Annotated in this window: 10 protein-coding genes; 7 read left to right on the top strand and 3 right to left on the bottom strand. The window is 68.1% G+C overall.

All coding sequences use genetic code 11. From position 1 onward, the window contains the following. Positions 1 to 65: 65 nt before the first annotated feature. The gene (locus V8246_RS03970; protein WP_336187996.1) at positions 66 to 2486 is read right to left on the bottom strand and encodes a TonB-dependent receptor; all 2421 of its coding nucleotides are present in this window, start codon (positions 2484 to 2486) and stop codon (positions 66 to 68) included. Positions 2487 to 2667: 181 nt separating this feature from the next. On the opposite strand from V8246_RS03970, the gene V8246_RS03965 reads away from it, so the two are divergent. The 5 genes from V8246_RS03965 (at position 2668) to V8246_RS03945 (ending at position 12441) form a co-directional block, all read left to right on the top strand. Further along, on the top strand, positions 2668 to 3141 hold the full coding sequence (locus V8246_RS03965; RefSeq protein ID WP_336187995.1) for a DUF3574 domain-containing protein: 474 nt from the start codon (positions 2668 to 2670) through the stop codon (positions 3139 to 3141). A gap of 102 nt (positions 3142 to 3243) precedes the next feature. Next, on the top strand, positions 3244 to 4824 hold the full coding sequence (locus tag V8246_RS03960; protein ID WP_336187994.1) for a hypothetical protein: 1581 nt from the start codon (positions 3244 to 3246) through the stop codon (positions 4822 to 4824). A gap of 161 nt (positions 4825 to 4985) precedes the next feature. Then, positions 4986 to 7580, top strand: coding sequence for an ATP-dependent chaperone ClpB (gene clpB / locus V8246_RS03955; RefSeq protein WP_336187993.1), 2595 nt, complete (start codon positions 4986 to 4988; stop codon positions 7578 to 7580). A gap of 234 nt (positions 7581 to 7814) precedes the next feature. Further along, positions 7815 to 10058 carry a GGDEF domain-containing phosphodiesterase gene (locus tag V8246_RS03950; RefSeq protein ID WP_336187992.1) on the top strand — a complete coding sequence of 748 codons (2244 nt, stop codon included), beginning with the start codon at positions 7815 to 7817 and terminating at the stop codon, positions 10056 to 10058. Between the two features lie 115 nt (positions 10059 to 10173). Next, on the top strand, positions 10174 to 12441 hold the full coding sequence (locus V8246_RS03945) for a bifunctional diguanylate cyclase/phosphodiesterase (protein WP_336187991.1): 2268 nt from the start codon (positions 10174 to 10176) through the stop codon (positions 12439 to 12441). Positions 12442 to 12450: 9 nt separating this feature from the next. Here the strand turns inward: V8246_RS03945 and ybaL are convergent, their stop codons facing one another. Both ybaL and V8246_RS03935 read right to left on the bottom strand, forming a co-directional pair. Then, entirely contained in the window at positions 12451 to 14139 is a 1689-nt protein-coding gene (gene ybaL / locus V8246_RS03940) for a YbaL family putative K(+) efflux transporter (RefSeq protein WP_336187990.1), read from the bottom strand. 158 nt (positions 14140 to 14297) lie between these two features. Continuing rightward, entirely contained in the window at positions 14298 to 16697 is a 2400-nt protein-coding gene (locus V8246_RS03935; RefSeq protein ID WP_336187989.1) for a TonB-dependent receptor, read from the bottom strand. Between the two features lie 202 nt (positions 16698 to 16899). On the opposite strand from V8246_RS03935, the gene V8246_RS03930 reads away from it, so the two are divergent. Together V8246_RS03930 and V8246_RS03925 are read left to right on the top strand one after the other, a co-directional pair. Then, positions 16900 to 18750: an ABC-F family ATP-binding cassette domain-containing protein gene (locus tag V8246_RS03930; RefSeq protein ID WP_336187987.1), complete on the top strand. Its 1851-nt coding sequence runs from the start codon at positions 16900 to 16902 to the stop codon at positions 18748 to 18750. Between the two features lie 71 nt (positions 18751 to 18821). After that, positions 18822 to 19148: a zinc ribbon domain-containing protein gene (locus V8246_RS03925; RefSeq protein WP_336187986.1), complete on the top strand. Its 327-nt coding sequence runs from the start codon at positions 18822 to 18824 to the stop codon at positions 19146 to 19148. Positions 19149 to 19232: the final 84 nt, after the last annotated feature.

Below are 19232 nucleotides of genomic sequence, written 5' to 3'. Positions count from 1 at the left end.
CCGTGCGCATGGCGCACGCTGCATGACCGTCATCCCGGCCTGCGCCGGGATGACGTCTGTCCAACTCAGAACGTGTAGCGCACCCGCGTGTAGTAGTACGCACCGTTGCTGCCGATGGGTGACAGCACGTCGTAGGGCAGGTTGCCGAAGTAGGAGATGTCCGCGCTCGACAGGTCCGGGTACTCGTCGGTCAGGTTCAGGCCGCCGAGGGCGACGCTCCACTTCGGCGACACGCGGTACTCGACTTCCGCGTCCAGTTGCCACTCGGCGCCATAGGTCTGCTCCGGCTCGAAGCCGCCTCCGAAGTTGAACACGCGCTTGGCGCTGCCGTGGCGGCTCACGCGGCCCAGCAGCGACCACTGCGTGGTATCCCAGATGGCGGTGAAGGTGCCGCGCGTGCGCGGGGCGGCGTCGGTCAGCGTGTTGCTTTCCTCCACGCCGAACAGCACGTAGCCCGGGTCGATGGCGAGCAGTTCGGCCGGCGTGGTCGCGATGTTCTTCAATTCCGTCTTGGCGTAGCTGTACGCGCCGGTCAGCAGCAGGTTGCCGTCGCCCAGCGGTTGCCGCCAGTTGGCGACCAGTTCGGCGCCCTCGGTGCGGGTGTCGGCGGCGTTGATGAAGAAGTTGGCGCTCTGCACGCCGGGCACGCCGAAGGTGTCCAGCACGAAGTCGGTCAGTGCATCGCCACCGATGCGTTCGGTGAGGGCCACGCGGTCGTCGATGTCGATGCGGAACACGTCCAGCGACACGTCGAAGTGCTCGCCGATGCGGCTGGTGAAGCCGACGCTGAGGTTCAGCGATTTCTCCGGGTCCAGATCCTGTGCGCCGAGCGCCCGGGCGATGGGATTGTTGACCGACAGCAGGCGGCCCTGGGTGAGCTGGCCGGAGGCGTCGTAGCCGGTGGAGGTGGATTCGAACCCGATCTGGCTCAGCGAGGGGGCGCGGAAGTTGTTCGACACCGAGCCGCGCAGCGCGAAGGCAGGCGCGAACTCGTAGCGGGCGGCCAGCTTGCCGGTCAGCTCGCCGCCGAAGTCGTCGTAGTGCTCGTAGCGCGCGGCGATGTCGGTGGTGAACTTCTCGCCCCACTGGCTGCTGAGGCTGGCGTAGATGCTGGACACGTCGCGGTCCAGGTCGGCGGTGTCCTGCGGCGTCAGTCCGCCGCCGGCCTGCGAGCCGGTCGGACGGTCCGTGAAGGGACCGGCGGCATAGGATGCCGGGTCGCCGGCGCCCGTTTCGAACGTCTCGTGCCGGAACTCGACGCCCGTGGCGAACGTATGCGCGCCGAACACGCGGCTCAGGTCCAGGTTCACCAGGGTCTGGCCGGATTCGTAATCGCCGGTCTTGAAGCGCGTCGGGCTGGTCGGGCCGAGCGAGGCGTTGAGCGAGTTGCGCAGGCGGTAGGTGAATGCGTTGCGGCCGTGGTTGAGGCTGGCGTCGTAGTCCCAGTCGCCCCACTGTCCGCGCACACCGGCCACACCGGCCAGGTCCAGGTTGTCGCCTTCCGAGATCGGGCGGTAGCCGTTCGGGTAGACCTCCTTCCAGTTCGCCACGCCATCGGGGTAGCGGAAATAGTTGGCGCCTTCGGTATCGCTCTGGTGGTACGTGCCGAACGCATAGAACTCGGCCGATTCGCCCAGCGGCACGGCCGCGTTGAGCCACGCGTTGATGTCGCGCGAGCTGCCGTCCCCCAGCACGTAGTTGCGCTGGCCGGCCAGCGCCAGGTTGTCGGGCGTCTGCTCCTCGAAGAACGGGATCTGGTCGAAGCCGGCGCGATTGGTGCCCTCGCGCTGCTTGTATTCCAAACCGACACGGAAGAAACCGCCATCGCCGATACGGTCGCCGACCTGCGCACTGAAGAAGCCGGTCTGGCCGTCGGTGACGGTCTGGTCGATCGGCTCCACCTTGGTGTGGTGTGCGCCGTAGCTGGCTTCGAACGCCCCGCCTTCCGGCGCGTCGTTGAGGATCACGTTGATGACGCCGGCCACGGCATCGGAGCCGTACTGGGCGCCGGCACCGTCGCGCAGCACTTCGATGCGCTTGATCGCGCTGACCGGGATGGCGTTGAAATCCACCGGCGTGTTGCCCTTGCCGATCTTGCTGTCGGTGTTGACCAGCGCGCTGGTGTGGCGGCGCTTGCCATTGACCAGCACCAGCACCTGGTTGGGGCTCAGGCCGCGCAGCTGCGCGGCGCGGATGTGGTCGGCGCCGCCGGAGTTGGACTGGCGCGGGAAGTTCAGCGAGGGCAGCAGCGCCTGCAGCGCGCTGCCGAGTTCGCCGTTGAGCACGCCGGCCTTGCGGATGTCCTCGGCGGTCAGCACGTCGATGGGCGAGGTGGACTCCAGCGCGGTGCGGTCGGTGGCACGGGTGCCGGTGACGATCACCGCGTCCAGGTCGGTGGCGCCGGCAGGCGCGGTCTGGGCATGGGCGGGGAGGGCGAGCGCCAGCACGATGGCGGCGCCGAGCGGAGCAAGGACGGGGTGGGACATGCGGGTCTCGTGGGGCGAGGGGGAGGGGCGCGAAGTCTATCGCTATATTGCGATGAAGCGATATATTAACCACTGCTGCGGACCGTGCGTCATCTCCGCTGTCCATCACCTTATGCCGTCGCGTCATATGGCCATCGCGGCGGCGTGCTCCATCCTGCCCTTCTCCCGCGAGGTCTTCCCCATGTCCCATCGTGTTGTCTGGTTGCTGGTCCTTCTCGCGCTGGCCGGATGTGCGTCCACGCCGCCCGTCGCGCCCGCCCCTGCCACCACCGCCGCGCTGGAAGGCGATGTGCTGCGTCCGGCCAGCGCGAACGGCTGGGTGCGCAGCGAGCTGTACTTCGGCGTGGGGGAAGAGACCGGACCGGCCGACCGTCCGCAGGCCGAGCCCATCACCGAGGCGACGTGGCGCGCCTTCCTGGACAAGGAAGTGACCGCGCGCTTCCCCGACGGCCTGACCGTCTTCGACGCCTACGGCCAGTGGCTGTTCCGCGGCGCGAAGGAACCCAACCGGCTGAAGACCAAGGTGCTGGTGGTGCTGCACGAGGACACCCCGCAGCGCCGGGCCGATATCGAGGCGATCCGCCTGGCGTGGAAGCAGGCCACCGGCCACCAGTCAGTGCTGTGGTCGCGGCATGCGGTGGACGTATCCTTTTGAAGCAGGAGTGAGTGGGGAGGAGTGAGGAGTGAGCGGAAAGCCCGCGAGCACCTGGCTCTGCTTTTACTCACTTCTCACTCCTCTCCACTCACTCCTCCTCCCATGACTTCACAGACCCGCAGCGGCAAATGGCTCGTCCCCGGCGACCTCAACGGTTTCTTCGGCCTGGTGGTGGACAACCTGTCCATCCTCGGCTTCATCGCCGCTGCGCTGATCGGCATCTTCCAGTTCCCCGCCGAGGTGGTGTTCACCCGCATGTTCCCGGGCACCGCGCTGGGCGTGCTGGTCGGCAACCTGATCTACACGTGGATGGCGCACCGGCTGGCGGCAAAGACCGGACGCGACGACGTCACCGCGATGCCGCTGGGCCTGGATGCGCCCACCAGCATCGGCATGGCGCTGCTGGTGCTGGGACCGGCGTTCGTCGGTTTCAAGCAGGCCGGCCTGGACGAACAGGCCGCGGCCACCGCCACCTGGCAGCTCGGCATGGCCTCGTTGGTGGTGATGGGCGTGCTGAAACTGGTGTTGTCGTTCTTCGGCGATGCGGTCACGCGCGCGGTGCCGCGCGCGGGCCTGCTGGGGTCCATCGGCGGCGCGGCGCTGACGCTGCTGGGCTTCCTGCCGCTGATCGAGACACTGCGCCAGCCCATCGTCGGTTTCGTCACCTTCGGCCTGCTGCTGTACGTGCTGGTGGCGAAGGGGAAGTTGCCGGTGAAGCTGCCCGGCGTGCTACTGGCCTTCATCGTCGGTACCGCGCTGTATTACGGGCTGGGCCTGGCCGGCCTGGGTGCGCCGGGTTTCAAGGTGCCCGAGGCGGTGCCGCTCGCGCTGACGCTGCCGCTGCCCACACTGGGTTGGCTGGATGGCCTGGCCTACACCGTGCCGTACCTCCCGCTGCTGCTGCCGTTCGGTCTGTTGATGGTGGTCGGCGGCATCAACGTCAGCGAGAGCGCGCGCGCCGCGGGCGACGACTACCGCACGCGCGACGTGCTGCTGGCCGAGGCGGTGTCCACGCTGGTCGCCGGTGTCTGCGGCGGCGTGGCGCAGACCACGCCGTACATCGGCCAGCCCGCGTACAAGCACATGGGCGCGCGCAAGGGCTACACGCTGCTGACGGGGATCTTCATCGGCCTCGGCGGCGTGCTCGGCTACGTGTCGGGCCTGGTGCAGTGGCTGCCGGTGGCGGTGCTGGCGCCGATCATCGTCTACGTGGGCCTGGACATCACCGTGCAGGCCTTCACCGAAACGCCGCGCAAGCACGCCATCGCGGTGGCGCTTGGCTTCCTGCCGTCGGTGGCCTACCTGCTGACGATCAAGTTCGGCAACCCGGCGTGGATCGCGCCGGACCGTTTCGCCGCCCTGTACGAGGGCGTGGATGGGCATGGCCTGCCCGATCTGGCCACCATCGTCACCCTGGGTAACGGCTTCATCATCACCGCGATGATCTGGACCACCGCGCTGGTGGCGATGATCGACGGGCGCAACGGACGCGCGGTCGTCGCGCTGCTGGTGGGCGCGGTGCTGACGCTGTTCGGCATCATCCACTCGGTGGATCCGCGCGGCGGCATCTACCTGCCGTGGAACGTCGAAGGGCTGCGCGCGACCATCCTCTGGCAGTTCGCCGGGGCCTACGCCGCGCTGGCCGTACTGCTGGGCGCATTGTCCCTTCAGAAGAAGGCGTAGGGCGGGCCCAGGCCCGCCGTTCCGGGTGTCGCGAAGACGGTGGGCGAAGGCCCACCCTACAGTGAACTCTGATCTCAGCAGGCCTTGAAACACCGCCGCTTAACCGCATCTGGGTAGCATCGGTCGGGTTCGCCGGCCCCTTCTACCTTGAGGTTCTCCCGATGCGGATGGACAAACTGACCTCGCGTTTCCAGCAGGCGCTGGCCGACGCGCAGTCGCTGGCCGTGGGCCGCGACCACACCATGATCGAGCCGGTGCACGTGCTCACCGCGCTGTTGGAACAGCAGGGCGGCAGCACGCGCCCGCTGCTGGCGCAGGCCGGCGTCAACGTGCCCGTGCTGCGCGAACGGCTGGGCGAAGCGCTGGACAGACTGCCAAAGGTGACCGGCCAGGCCGGCAACCTGTCCATCGGCAACGACCTGGCGCGCCTGCTCAACGTCACCGACAAGCTGGCACAGGACAGCGGCGATACCTACATCGCCAGCGAGTGGTTCCTGCTGGCCGCGCTGGACGACAGCGGGGCTGCCGGCCAGGAGCTGAAGGCCAGCGGCGCCGACAAGCAGAAGCTGCGGGCCGCCATCGAGAAGCTGCGGGGAGGGGAAAAGGTGCAATCCGAAAACGCCGAAGACCAGCGCCAGGCGCTGGAGAAGTACACCATCGACCTGACCGCGCGCGCCGAGTCCGGCAAGCTGGACCCGGTGATCGGGCGCGACGAGGAAATCCGCCGCACCATCCAGGTCCTGCAGCGCCGCACCAAGAACAACCCGGTGCTGATCGGCGAGCCCGGCGTTGGCAAGACCGCCATCGTCGAGGGCCTGGCCCAGCGCATCGTGAACGGCGAAGTGCCCGAGGGCCTGCGCGGCAAGCGCGTGCTGTCGCTGGACATGGGCGCGCTCATCGCCGGCGCCAAGTTCCGCGGCGAATTCGAGGAGCGTCTGAAGGCCGTGCTTAACGACCTGGCCAAGAACGAAGGCCAGATCATCCTCTTCATCGACGAACTGCACACCATGGTCGGTGCCGGCAAGGCTGAAGGCTCGATGGACGCCGGCAACATGCTCAAGCCCGCCTTGGCGCGCGGCGAACTGCACTGCATCGGCGCTACCACGCTGGACGAGTACCGCAAGTACGTCGAGAAGGATGCCGCGCTGGAACGCCGTTTCCAGAAGGTGTTCGTGGGCGAACCCAGCGTCGAGGACACCATCGCCATCCTGCGCGGCCTGAAGGAAAAGTATGCCGTGCACCACGGCGTGGAGATCACCGACCCGGCCATCGTCGCCGCCGCCACGCTGAGCCATCGCTACATCGCCGACCGCCAGCTGCCCGACAAGGCCATCGACCTGATGGATGAAGCCGCCAGCCGCATCCGCATGGAGATCGACTCCAAGCCGGAAGAGATGGACCGGATGGAGCGCCGGCTGATCCAGCTCAAGATCCAGCGCGAGGCATTGAAGAAGGAAAAGGATGCGCAGTCGAAGCAGCGCCTGGCCGACCTGGAAACCGAGATCGAATCGCTGCAGCGCGAGTTCAACGACCTGGAAGAGATCTGGAAGGCCGAGAAGGCCACCCTGACCGGCGCCACCAAGATCAAGGAGCAGATCGAGCGCGTGAAACTTGAGCTGGAGGCCGCGCAGCGCAAGCAGGACTATGCCCGCATGAGCGAACTCCAGTATGGCCAGCTGCCGGAACTGGAGAAGCAGCTGGCGGCGGCGCAGGAGGCCGAGCAGAAGGGCTTCCGCCTGCTGCAGGACAAGGTCACCGACGAGGAGATCGCCGAGGTCGTCAGCCGCTGGACCGGCATCCCGGTCAGCAAGATGCTGGAGGGCGAGCGCGAGAAGCTGCTGCAGATGGAGCAGTCGCTGCGTGGCCGCGTGATCGGCCAGGAAGAGGCGATCAAGGTCGTCTCCGATGCGGTGCGCCGTTCGCGCGCCGGCTTGTCCGATCCCAACCGTCCCAGCGGCTCCTTCCTGTTCCTGGGTCCGACCGGCGTGGGCAAGACCGAGCTCTGCAAGGCGCTGGCGGAGTTCCTGTTCGACAGCAGCGACGCGATGGTGCGCATCGACATGAGCGAATTCATGGAGAAGCACGCGGTCAGCCGCCTGATCGGCGCGCCTCCCGGCTACGTCGGCTACGAGGAAGGCGGCTATCTGACCGAGGCCGTGCGCCGTCGTCCTTACAGCGTGATCCTGCTGGACGAAGTGGAAAAGGCGCACCCGGACGTGTTCAACATCCTACTGCAGGTGCTGGACGACGGTCGCCTTACCGACGGCCAGGGCCGCACGGTGGACTTCCGCAACACGGTCATCGTGATGACGTCCAACCTGGGCTCCAGCCTGATCCAGGAACTGTCGGGCGACACGCCCGAGAGCTACACGCAGATGAAGGCGGCGGTGATGGGCGTGGTGCAGGCGCACTTCCGCCCCGAGTTCATCAACCGGCTGGACGACATCGTCGTGTTCCATCCGCTGGACAAGGCGCAGATCCGCGAGATCGCCCGCATCCAGACGCGTTACCTGGCCAAGCGCCTGGCCGAGCGCCAGATTGTGCTGGACCTGGACGATTCGGCGCTGGCGCTGCTGGGCAACGTCGGTTTCGATCCGGTGTACGGCGCACGGCCGCTGAAGCGCGCGATCCAGGCGCAGTTGGAGAATCCGCTGGCGCAGAAGATCCTGGCGGGCGAGTTCGGCGCAGGCGACACCGTGCACGTGCTCGCCGAAGGCGGTCAGCTTCGCTTCGCGCGAAGCACGGCAACGGTGTGAGCGCATCCCCGGGGAACGGGGACGAAGCGGTTCCCCGGGCCCGCATGCGGTGTGGCCGCATCATGAGCGGCTGCATCGGCAATCCGAATGTGACAAACGAAGCACGCACCTTCGACTCACATTAGAAGCGCGCTATCGCATTGTAGAGAGCACCGGAGTAGTGTCGGCCCCGGCGCGATGCGGGGGGCGGCGGCTGTCCGCACCTGCGTCGCCCCTTGGGGAGGAGACGCTACGATGGTTACGCGACGTCGCGCTTGGTGGGTGGACGCGTGTCTGGTCTCGTTCGCCTGCTGGCTCTTCCAGAGTGTCGGCGTGGAGTACAGCGCGCGCTTCTTCCATCATGCGTACCCGACCGGAGAAGCCTCGCTGGTGCATGCGCACGCCGGGCTGCTGCTGGGCGTCGCCTTGCTGGGAGGCGATCGGCGTGTGCTGGCCGCGGCCTTTTTCACCAGCTTCCTGCACTGGTGGTGGCGTGCCCGCCTGGAGGCGCCCACCGAGTCCTATGCGGTCGGATTCGCCGTCGCGATGGTGTTGCAGTGGCGCTGGACCGAATGGTGCGCGCGCTGGGCCGGGGGGCCCTTCCGGGGCGCCCATCGCCTGAGGGTGTCGGGGATGTTCCGCTACGCCGCGGTAGGCCTGTTCCTGTTTCCTACCGGCTGGACGCTGCTGTCCGCCATCGTGGGCTGGACGCATGGCGACTCGCTCGTGACCGTGGCCAATGCCTCGGTCCAGCTGTGGCTGGCCAAGCATGTGGGCGTGGGCGTGGTGACCTTGCCGTTCCTGCTGCTGTGGACCGACGACCGCCTGCGGCGCGCTCCGCGCGGTCGCTGGGTGGCGGTGGTGACCTGGCTTTGCGTGAGCGTGCTGGCGGCGCACGTGCTGCAAGCCTGGCCATCGTCGCAGTGGGTGGAGATGGTCTACGACTATCGCGCACTGGCGGGCGTGCTGCTGGGCATCGCCATGTTGCTGTGGCGCGTCGAGTACTCCATGCCCCTGCTGACGTCGACGCATCTGGTCCTGCTGCATGGCCTGACCGATCAGGCCGGGCAGGCCGCGTCTCCTCCGCAGGTCGTCGGCCTGCTGGCGCATCTGGTCGAATGCAATTTCATGGTGCTGATCCTTGCCGTGCTGTTCCTGCTCAACCGCGAACGCAAGCACCGGTACCACCATCTCCGCGCCATGTGCCGCCACGACGCGATCAGCGGACTGGACAACGCCCACGCGCTGCGCGAAGCGTGGCGGACCTCGCCCACCAAGCCCGCTGCGCTGGGCTTCCTGTTGCTGGACCAGGTCGAGCGCGTGTTGGGAAGCTACGGCTGGCGGGCCCAGTCGCAGCTGCTGCGGGAGATCGGCAGGGAAATGGTGCCGCTGGCGCGCCCTTACCACATGGGGGGCGGACAGTTCGTCCTGCTGCCGTTGGGCAACGAAGCGGCGGGTACCCGGGCCGGCGACATGGAGGAGATCCTGCGGCGCCTGCAGGGCTTTGTGTTCCAGTGGCACGGCGTGCAGTTGCGGGTGACGCCTTATCTGGGCGTGGCGCCCTGCGATCGCACCGGCATGCAGTCGCTCGACGAGTGCCTGGCCAATGCGTGCGATGCCGCGCTGCGCGCGCGGGAAGCGGGCGAACACAACCCGCTGTCCTGCGACGCCGGTGCGTCGGCAAAGCCCGATACGCAGGCGCGGCGCCATCGGCTGGTCGCCGCCGCCGAGGCGCTGGCGTGCGTGCATGCCGGCAGGGTGGAGCTGTACGTACAGCCCATCGTAGCCCTGGCGGGCCAGACGATGGCGGGGTTCCAGGGCGAAGTGCTGTGCCGGCTTAGAACGGCGCACGGCCGACTGCTGTTCCCCAGCGATTTCATCGCCGATCTCGAGGCGGGCGGTCATGCGTCCGAGCTGGACATTGCGGTGATCGAGTGCCTGTTCCAATGGCTGCGGGCTCACCCGCTCGCGGTACCGGGCATCGCCCGGCTCGGCATCAACCTCAGCGGCAAGAGCGTAGCGTCGGCGTCGTTCCGCGCGCGCTTCGCCGAACTCCTGCGACAGGCCCCGCTGCCGCATGCCGCGCTGTGCTTCGAGCTGACCGAGACCGCGGTGATCTCCAGTCAGGAGCCCGTGCTGCGCCTGTTCCACGACCTGCGCGCGCGCGGTTGCTCGCTGTCCCTGGACGACTTCGGCAGCGGCATGCAGAACTTCGAGCGCCTCCGGCTGGTGCCGGTGGACAGCCTGAAGATCGATGGCCAGTTCGTGCGCAACATGCAGAGCCAGTCGCGCGACCTGGAGATCGTGCGTGCGGCGATCGCCGTGGCCGATGCCCATGGCCTGGCCACCGTCGCCGAATATGTCGAAAGCGCCAGCCTGGCCGAGCAGTTGCGTGGCATGGGCGTGAAATGGGGCCAGGGCTACCATTTCGGTCGTCCCGAGCCGATCGCTTCCAGGCTGCTGCCGCAACACGTGGCGCCGGCGGCCCCGGTGTCCTGACCGCGCATCCGCCACCCCTGCGGCCACCCTGGGCCGCTGTTCCGGCACGATCGGGGTCCGCTACACTCGCCGGGCCGCGCAGCCACCTCGCGCCAGCGTTCCGGGGAACGGTCGGATGACAAGCGTCGCTCATGTCGAAGGCGTGTGGCGTGCGGGACGGGCCGCCAAGGTGCTGCTGCTGGGCGGCCTGTGCCTGGTGCTGCAGCAGATCCCCGTGAGCTACCGCATCGATTTCTTCGGCCAGGTGGCCGATGCCTCGCTGGTCCATCTCCATGCCGGCCTGCTGCTGGCGATCGCCATGCTCGAGCGCGACCGCCGGGTGGTGGCCGGATGCTTCCTGGCGACCTTCGCCGGTTGGATGGTGCGCCAGCTCTACTTCGATGGTGGGCGGCCCGGTGCCGTGCTGGCGTGGGGGGGCGCCAACTATCTGTTCACTCTGGGCTGGAGCCTGGCGTGCGCGCGGTGGCTGGGTTGGCCGCGTCCGGAGGGGCAGCGGGTGCAGCGGCCGGACCTGATCCGCTTCGCCGCCATCGGCCTGTTGCTGTACCCGTTGGTGCTGGCGCTGGTCGGCTTCAGCATCGCGCTGGTGTCCACGTCGGGCGCAGCGGTCAGCACGGTCTTCCAGATGTTCTTCGCCAAGCAGTTCGGGGTGGCGGTGGTGACCCTCCCGGTCGTGGTGGCCTGGCGCGAGCGTGGCCATCCGGCGCCACGGTCGGAGGCCGCCTGGCACTGGCTGTGGCTGGTCGCGCTGGGGGCCGGACTGGTCGCCAGCGTGTGGGCGTCCCTGCTGGTGCGGAAAACCTTCATGAGCGCGACATCCTCACAGCTCGTGCTGATGGACTACCGCTTCGCGCTGTTGCTGGTACTGGGCTGGAGCATGCTGCGCCTGCCTTCCCACGGGGCGATGGCGGCCCTGTCGCTGACGTTGCTGCTGCTGGTGGGCCTGGTGGCCGGTACGGCCGAATATGCGAACACTGCCGTCGGCTTCTTCAACCTGCTGCACGTCACGCTGGAGCTCAACATCCTGTTGCTGGCGATGCTGTACCTGTGGCTGACGCACCGGGACCGGCAGGAACTGGCCGAACGCCTGTCGGCCGAAACGCTGCGCGACCAGATCACCGGGCTGCCGAACCTCAAGGCGCTGCGCGAGCGCATCGCCCGTCCCCTGGCGCGCACCGAACTGGGCTACCTGCTGCTCGACCAGACCGACTCGCTGGTGGCCGGCTTCGGTCTGGACATCCAGGCGCAGGCGATGAACGCCACCGCGCGCCGGTTGGAGGACCTGGTGCAAGCCTATTACGTGGGTACCGGACAGTTCGCGCTGCTGCCCCGCCAGGCGGGCGATCCCGACCTGTGGGAACGCGTGGTGGCGCGGGTGGAGCATGCCGAGATCGACGTCGGCGGCCAGCCGATCCGGCTGCTCCCCTACCTGGGCGTGGCCGCATTCAACGGTACGCATGCACGGGTGGTGGACCGCGCGGTGGTGACCGCGTCGCATCTGGCCTTCGAGGCGCGCCATCATGGCGAGCTGCGGCCGCGGTACCACGATGCGGGCCATCGCCGCGTGCGCCAGAGCCAGCGCCGCCAGTTGCACGATGCGACGGAGGCGCTGGCCAGTCTCCGCAACGAGCGCGTCGTCCTGTACTTCCAGCCGATCCGCGAGTTGGAGCATGCGCCCGATGCCGATCCGCATGCGCTCACGGGCGAAGTGCTGTGCCGGCTGCTGGACGAGCGGGGCGAGATCATGTCGCCGGCGCGTTTCATGGCGCCGCTGGAGGCCGCGGGCCGGGGTGCCGAACTGGACCTGGCCGTGGTGCGTGCACTGTTCCGCCTGCTGCGCAAGTCGCCCGCCGCCTTGCCGCACTGCCGGGAGATCGCGATCAACCTGACCGGACAGAGCCTGGCCTCGATGAGCTTCCAGGTGGAACTGCGCACCTTGCTGGCGGGTTCGCCGTTACCGATGAGCGCGCTGTGCTTCGAGGTCACCGAAACCGCGGCCATCTCCAACACCGCCGCCGCCAGCCATCTGCTGACCGACCTGCGCGCGCTGGGATGCCGCATCGCCATCGACGATTTCGGCACCGGCATGCAGAGCTTCGCGCGCCTGCGCGAACTGCCCGTGGATGTGATCAAGATCGACGGCTCGTTCGTGCGCAACGTGGCCCAGCTGGGCAAGGACTACGCCGTGGTGCAGGCCTCCGTGGCGGTGGCGAAGGCGTTCGGCGCGGCGACGGTCGCCGAGTTCGTAGAGGACGAGGACACCGAGTACTGCCTGCGTCGCCTGGGGGTGCAGCGCGTGCAGGGCTACCTGTACGGCGCGCCCCGGCCGCTGGCCGAGGTGCTGGCCGACACGGCGGCCGAAGCCACGGCCTCCGGCGGCTGATCGACCGGATCAGCCCGCGACGCGCTGGGGGCGGTAGGGCGGCGTGGACATCACCATTTCCGCCAGCGAGAACGCCAGTTCGCGCTCGGCCAGCACCGCGCCATCGGCGCCGTGTTCCAGCAGGTGCTTCACCTCGCCTTCGCTGTGCGCGCGCGCCAGCAGCGTCAGCGCCGGATTGATCGCGCGCAGCTTGGCCAGCGCTTCGCCGGCTTCCAGCGGCTGCGGGATCGCCAGCACGGCGATCTTCGCGCGCTCGGGGTGCGCTTCGGCCAGCACGCGGTCGGCGGCGGCGCTGCCGCGGATCGCGGGGATGCCGGCATCGTGGGCGCGTGCCACGTGGTCGCCGTTGTCGTCGATGACGATCAGCGGCACGCCGCGGTCGCGCAGCACGCGGGCCAGTTCGCTGCCCACCCGGCCGTAGCCGATGATGATGGCGTGGTCGGTGACGTCCAACGAAGGGCCGGGAGGTACTTCCGGCTCGGCCGGCACGGGCGCCAGGGAGTCCTGTTTCTTCTGCCAGCGGTCCAGCCAGGAGAACAGGAACGGGTTGGCGATGATCGACAGCAGCGAGCCGGCCAGGATCAGGTCGCGGCCGTCCGGCGGCAGGATCTTCAGCGACACGCCCAGCGCGGCCAGGATGAAGGAGAACTCGCCGATCTGCGCCAGGCTGACCGAGATGGTCAGGGCGGTGCCGGCGGGATGCTTGAACGCGCGCACGATGAAGAACGCCGCCAGCGACTTGCCCACCACGATGATGCCGAACGTGGCCAGCACCTGCCACGGATGCGCGATCAGGATGGCCGGATTGAACAGCATGCCCACCGATACGAAGAACAGCACCGCGAAGGCGTCGCGCAACGGCAGGGAATCGTTGGCGGCCTTGTGGCTGAGTTCCGATTCGTTGAGCAGCATGCCGGCGAAGAACGCGCCCAGCGCGAAGGACACGCCGAACAGCGTGGCCGAGCCGAACGCAACGCCCAGTGCGATGGCCAGGACCGACAGGGTGAACAGCTCGCGCGAGCCGGTGGCGGCGATCTTCTCCAGGGTCCAAGGGATCACCCGGCGGCCCACCAGCAGCATGAAGGCCACGAATGCCCCGAGCTTGACCAGCGTCCAGGCGATGGCCACGACGAAGCGGCCGAAACTCGCCGGTTCGTCGCCCGACGCTTCGCCGAAGGTGTCGGCCAGCACCGGCAGCATCACCAGCGCCAGGACCATGGCGATGTCCTCCACGATCAGCCAGCCCACCGCGATGCGGCCGCGCCGGGTTTCCAACAGTCGCCGGTCCTCCATCGCACGCAGCAGCACCACGGTACTGGCCACCGACAGCGCCAGGCCGAACACGAAGCCGTTGAGCGGCGTCCAGCCCATGCCCCAGGCCAGCGCCCAGCCCAGGCCGGTGGCGACCGCGATCTGCGCGATGGCGCCTGGGATCGCGATCGCCTTGACCTCGAGCAGGTCCTCCAGCGAGAAGTGCAGGCCCACGCCGAACATCAGCAGCATCACGCCCAGTTCCGACAGCTGGTTGGCCAGCTCCTGGTCGGCCACGAAGCCGGGCGTGAACGGCCCCACGAAGACGCCTGCGAGCAGGTAACCGACCAGCGGCGACAGGCGCAGCCTGTGCGCGAGCGCGCCCAGCACGAAGGCCAGGGCCAGGCCTACCGCGATGATGTTGATCAGGTCGGTGTCATGGTGCATCGAACGGCGCGGTTCCTCGGCGTGATCGGTCGAGTGTCGCCGATGCGGCGTGCGTGCGGCAAACCCGCGGCATGCGCATCCGGACGCTCGCAGGCCGCCGGAACGGGAACGCCCCGCATGGGGCGGGGCGTTCCGGTGAGCTCAGGCGCGGATGCGCGTTACCAGGTGTAAGCGATGCGGCCGTACACGTAGGCGCCGTTGAAGCCCCCCGGCGACTGGCTGCTGTAGGGGAACTGGCCGCTGTTCGAGTTGGGGAAGAGGGTACGGTCGGGATACTCGTCCAGCAGGTTGTCCGCGCCCAGGGTCAGCTTCCAGTTCTCGCTGGGACGGTAGCTGGCCGAGGCGTCCAGGACCCACGTGGCGCCATAGGTCTGGTCGTTGGCTGGATTGCCGGTTTCGCTGACGCGCGTGGTGAATTCGCCATAGCGGGTGGCGCCGAAGGTGAAGTCCCAGCGGGCCAGGTTCCAGGCTGCGGTCAGCGTGGCCTTGTCGCGCGGATAGCCCTCTTCGATGCGACCCTGTTCGTCGCGTCCGATGCGCCACAGGTTGGCGCCCAGGGCGGTCAGCTCCGATGGGTTCGGTGCGATGCGCTGGATTTCTGTCTTGTTGTAGTTGTAGCCCGCGGTGAGGTTCAGGCTGCTGTTGGTTAGCGGCACGGTGTACTGCGCGATCACGTCGATGCCGCGCGTGCGGGTGTCGGCGGCATTGGTGAAGTAGCGCGCGCTGGTGACACCGTTGACGCCCAGGCTCGCCAGCAGCGCCTGCGCGGCGGCGTTGCCGCCCAGCAGCAGGTTGGAGGACAGCACGATGCGGTCGTCGATGTCGATCTGGTAGGCGTCGACGGTGATGTACAGACGCTCCACCGGCTGCAGCACCAGGCCCAGGCCGTACGACAGCGAGGTTTCGGCGGTCAGCGGATCGGCCCCCAGCGCCTGCGCGACCGCGCCGGTGGCCGGGAACGTGCCCGATTCGAAGAAGCGGTCCACGCTCGCGTTGTACTGCGAGGTCACCACCTGGTAATACTGCTGCGCCAGCGCCGGTGCGCGGAAGCCGCTGGCCACCGTGGCGCGCAGCGCCACGACGTCGCTGAAGGCGTAGCGCGCCGACAGCTTGCCCGACACTTCGCTGCCGAAATCCGAATAGTCCTCATAGCGGCCCGCGATGCCGGCGGAGAACTTCTCGGTCAGGTCCGCCTCCAGTCCCACGTAGGCGGCGTAGCTGTCGCGGTCGGAATGCACCGCGTTGGCGGGCGTGAAGCCGCCGAAGCCCTGCGCGCCGCCGTTGCTGTACGAGTTGGGCGCGCCCGGCGACTGGTTCCACTTCTCGCGCCGGTACTCCGCGCCGAAGGACAGGGTGGCGGGATAGGCCAGGCCGATCTCCAGCGGCTTGCTGACATCGGCGTTCAGCACGTTCTGGGTGTACTCCAACGCGCCGTCGTAGAAGCGGCGGGGGCTGGACGTACCCAGGCTGTAGTTGATGCTGTTCTGGGTATGGAACTTCAGGTGGTTGTAGCCGTAGTTGTAGCTGACGTCCCACTTCCATCCGCTCTCGGTGTCGCCCTTGACGCCAGCCACCAGCGAGCGGTCCTGCGAGAGCTGGTTGATCTCCGGCACGTAGCCGTCCGGATAGACCTGGGCCAGCAGCGCGCCCTGGTTGCTGTGGTTGGGCGAGCGGTAGAACGCGAACGAGGTGATGTCGCGGTTGCTGGCGATCGCCGTGGCATAGGCGCTCACGTTGTCGCTGAACGCGAAGCCGGCGTTGGCCGACACCGCGCCGGCGTCCACCTTGGGATCGCCATAAACATAGGCCACTTCGCCGATGTCGGGGTTGTTGCCGGTGTTCGGCGCGGTGCCTTGATAGGGGCCTGCGCGGTTGGTTTCGTCCTGGGTCGTCAGCTGGCCCGCCACATGCACGAAGCCGCGGCCGTCGGCGAACGCCACGCCGGTATCGCCGGAGAGCTGGTACTGGCGTCCGTCGCCGGCCGAATACCCGCCCATGTCCGCCACCAGCGAGCCGCCCTTGCCGGCGCCCTTCAGGACCACGTTGACCACGCCGGCGATCGCGTCGGAGCCGTACTGCGCCGACGCGCCGTCGCGCAGCACTTCCACGCGTTCGATCGCCGACACGGGGATCGCATTGAGGTCGACCGCCGACGAGCCGCGGCCGATCGTGCCATTGACGTTGACCAGAGCCGAGATGTGGCGGCGCTTGCCGTTGACCAGGATCAGCACCTGGTCGGGCGACAGGCCCCGCAACTGCGCCGGGCGCACGCCGCTGGTGCCGTCGGTGACCGCCGGGCGCGGAAAGTTGAGCGAGGGCAGCGCACGTGCCAGCGCGGTCGCCAGTTCGGTGGTGCCGGTGGCCTGCAGGACCTCGGGGGTGATGATGTCGATGGGCGACTGCGATTCGGCGACCGTACGGTCGCTGACGCGGGTGCCGGTGACGATCAGGGTGTCGAGCGTGCGGGCGTCGGAGGGAGCGGATTCCTGCGCGAAGGTGGCGGGGGCGACCAGGGCCAGGGCGATGGCGATGGTCAGGGGTGAGCGGGTGCGGATCATGGGGGGCTCCGGAAAAACGGCGAAGTGCGACTTCAAATGAATCAGGGCTTGCAAAGTTTCCTTTGAAACCATGGACTTAGGCGGTACACACTCTGGTTATCAGGCCGCTGATGGGCATGTCAATGGTTTCTTAACAACGTCGAGTGGGAGTGCTATCGATAAACTACGCGGCCGCTTCTCCCAAATCCCCGTAGGTTGTTTCTTGATCGCCCTTCGTAATTTCGCGCTCCGCCGTGGTGAGCGCCTGCTGCTGTCCAACGTCGACCTCACCCTGCATGCGGGTTACCGCGTCGGCGTGGTGGGTCGCAACGGTGCGGGCAAGTCCAGCCTGTTCGCCGCCGTGCAGGGCGAACTGGAGGCCGACAAGGGCGACCTGGACCTGCCCGGCAAGGTGCGCATCGCCAGCGTGGCGCAGGAAACCCCCTCGCTGCCGGACCCGGCCCTGGCGTTCGTGCTCGGTGGCGACACCGAAGTCGCCGCCGTGCTGCAGGCCGAAGCGGAGGCCACCGCGCGGGAGGATTGGGAAGCGGTCGCCAATGCGCACCAGAAGATGGCCGAGATCGGCGCGTACGATGCCGAAGCGCGAGCCGGCAAGCTGCTGCACGGCCTGGGGTTTCCGGCGGATACGCATTCGCGCCCGGTGTCGTCGTTCTCCGGCGGCTGGCGCGTGCGCCTGAACCTGGCGCGCGCGCTGATGATGCCCAGCGACCTGCTGCTGCTGGACGAGCCGACCAACCACCTGGACATGGACGCGGTGCTCTGGCTGGAGCAGTGGTTGCTGAAGTATCCGGGCACGCTGCTGCTGATCTCGCACGACCGCGAGTTCCTCGACAACGTCGCCACCCACACCCTGCACCTGCATGGCGGCGGCGCCAAGCTCTATACCGGCGGCTACACCGATTTCGAGCGCCAGCGCGCCGAACAGCTGCGCCAGCAGCAGATCGCGCACGAGAAGGAGCAGGCCGAGCGCGCGCACCTGCAGAGCTTCATCGACCGCTTCAAGGCCAAGGCGTCCAAGGCGGCGCAGGCGCAGAGCCGCATGAAGCGCCTGGCCAAGCTGGCCGGCACCGAGGCGGTGCGCGCCGAGCGCGAATTCCGCATCGAGTTCGCCGAGCCGGCCAAGCTGCCGTTCTCGCTGATCCGGCTCAATCATGTCGAAGCCGGCTACGGGCCCGATGCGGTGATCCTGCACAACGTCGGCTTCGGCCTCGAAGCGGGCCAGCGCATCGGCCTGCTGGGCCCCAACGGCGCGGGCAAGACCACGCTGGTGAAGACGCTGGTGGGCGAACTGCCGACGATGGCCGGCGACCGCATGGCGCACCCGGACCTGCGCATCGGTTACTTCGCCCAGCACACGGTGGAGTCGCTGCATGAGGGCCAGTCGCCGATGGACCATTTCCGCGATCTGTCGCCTGATGCCAGCAACCAATCGTTCCGCGATTTCCTGGGCAAATGGAATTTCCCCGGCGACCGCGCGTTCGAGCCCGTGGATGGATTCTCCGGCGGCGAACGTGCGCGCCTGGCGCTGGCGCTGATCGCCTGGCAGCAGCCCAACGTGCTGTTGCTCGACGAACCCACCAACCACCTCGACCTGGAAATGCGCGAAGCGCTGGCCGAAGCGCTCAGCGATTTCGATGGCGCCATCGTCATGGTGTCTCACGACCGCCACCTGATCGGCCTGGTCTGCGACACGTTCTGGCGCGTGGCCGACGGCGTGGTCGAGCCCTTCGCCGGCGACCTGGACGAATACGCCGCCTGGCTGCGCACGCGGGCTTCCGCCCAGGGCAGCAAGCCGCTGCGCAGCGAGCCGGCACCCGCACCGAAGGCCGCGCCCGCCCCGGCGCGCAAGGTCAATCCGGTCAAGCTGGCCGCCGCCGAGGCCAGGGTCGCCGAGCTGGAAGGCCAGCTGGCGGAGGTGGATGCGCGCCTGGCCGAACCGAACACGTATGCCGACGCCGACCTGGCCGCACGCCTTGGCCGCGAGCGGGAAGACCTGCAGCAGCAGCTGGCCAGGGCCGAGGAGGCATGGTCGGCGCTGTACGATGAGGCTTGATTCGTCCGCCGGCCGTCCCCACACAGCCTCCCGTTCCGGTTGTTCCCGTTAGTCCTCCACGATCGACTGTCATGCCCATCTACGCCTTCGAATGCACCCAGTGCGGCCACCGCTTCGACCGTCTGCAGAAGTTGTCCGACCCCGATCCCGACACCTGCCCGTCCTGCGGGCAGTCGACGGTGAAGCGGCAAGTGACGGCACCGGCGTTCCGTCTGGCCGGCAGCGGCTGGTATGAAACCGACTTCAAGAAGGACGGCGACAAGAAGCGCAACCTGGCCGACGGTGGCGAGGGTGCGAAGCCGTCCGGTGAGTCCAAGCCCGCCGAATCGGCACCGGCCAAGGCCGAAAGCGCGCCGGCCAAGACGGAAGCCAAGCCGTCGTCGACGCCCTCGGCCTGAGGCCGGCGGTGTATGGTGCATCCCTTCCTCAAAGAAGGGATGCCATGAAGAAGACCCTGCTCGCGCTTGCTGCGTTGTCCGTCG

Origin of the sequence: Pseudoxanthomonas sp. F11 (genome assembly GCF_037046485.1) — a bacterium.
Lineage (GTDB): Bacteria > Pseudomonadota > Gammaproteobacteria > Xanthomonadales > Xanthomonadaceae > Pseudoxanthomonas_A.
The sequence above is the reverse complement of the archived record's forward strand: the minus strand, read 5'-3'. Positions and strand labels throughout refer to the sequence as shown.

Excerpts from the sequence above, each read along its gene's own strand:
- V8246_RS03970 (WP_336187996.1), bottom strand. The coding sequence starts at position 2,486 with ATGTCCCACCCCGTCCTTGCTCCGCTCGGCGCCGCCATCGTGCTGGCG.
- V8246_RS03965 (WP_336187995.1), top strand. The coding sequence starts at position 2,668 with ATGTCCCATCGTGTTGTCTGGTTGCTGGTCCTTCTCGCGCTGGCCGGA.
- V8246_RS03960 (WP_336187994.1), top strand. The coding sequence starts at position 3,244 with ATGACTTCACAGACCCGCAGCGGCAAATGGCTCGTCCCCGGCGACCTC.
- clpB (WP_336187993.1), top strand. The coding sequence starts at position 4,986 with ATGCGGATGGACAAACTGACCTCGCGTTTCCAGCAGGCGCTGGCCGAC.
- V8246_RS03950 (WP_336187992.1), top strand. The coding sequence starts at position 7,815 with ATGGTTACGCGACGTCGCGCTTGGTGGGTGGACGCGTGTCTGGTCTCG.
- V8246_RS03945 (WP_336187991.1), top strand. The coding sequence starts at position 10,174 with ATGACAAGCGTCGCTCATGTCGAAGGCGTGTGGCGTGCGGGACGGGCC.
- ybaL (WP_336187990.1), bottom strand. The coding sequence starts at position 14,139 with ATGCACCATGACACCGACCTGATCAACATCATCGCGGTAGGCCTGGCC.
- V8246_RS03935 (WP_336187989.1), bottom strand. The coding sequence starts at position 16,697 with ATGATCCGCACCCGCTCACCCCTGACCATCGCCATCGCCCTGGCCCTG.
- V8246_RS03925 (WP_336187986.1), top strand. The coding sequence starts at position 18,822 with ATGCCCATCTACGCCTTCGAATGCACCCAGTGCGGCCACCGCTTCGAC.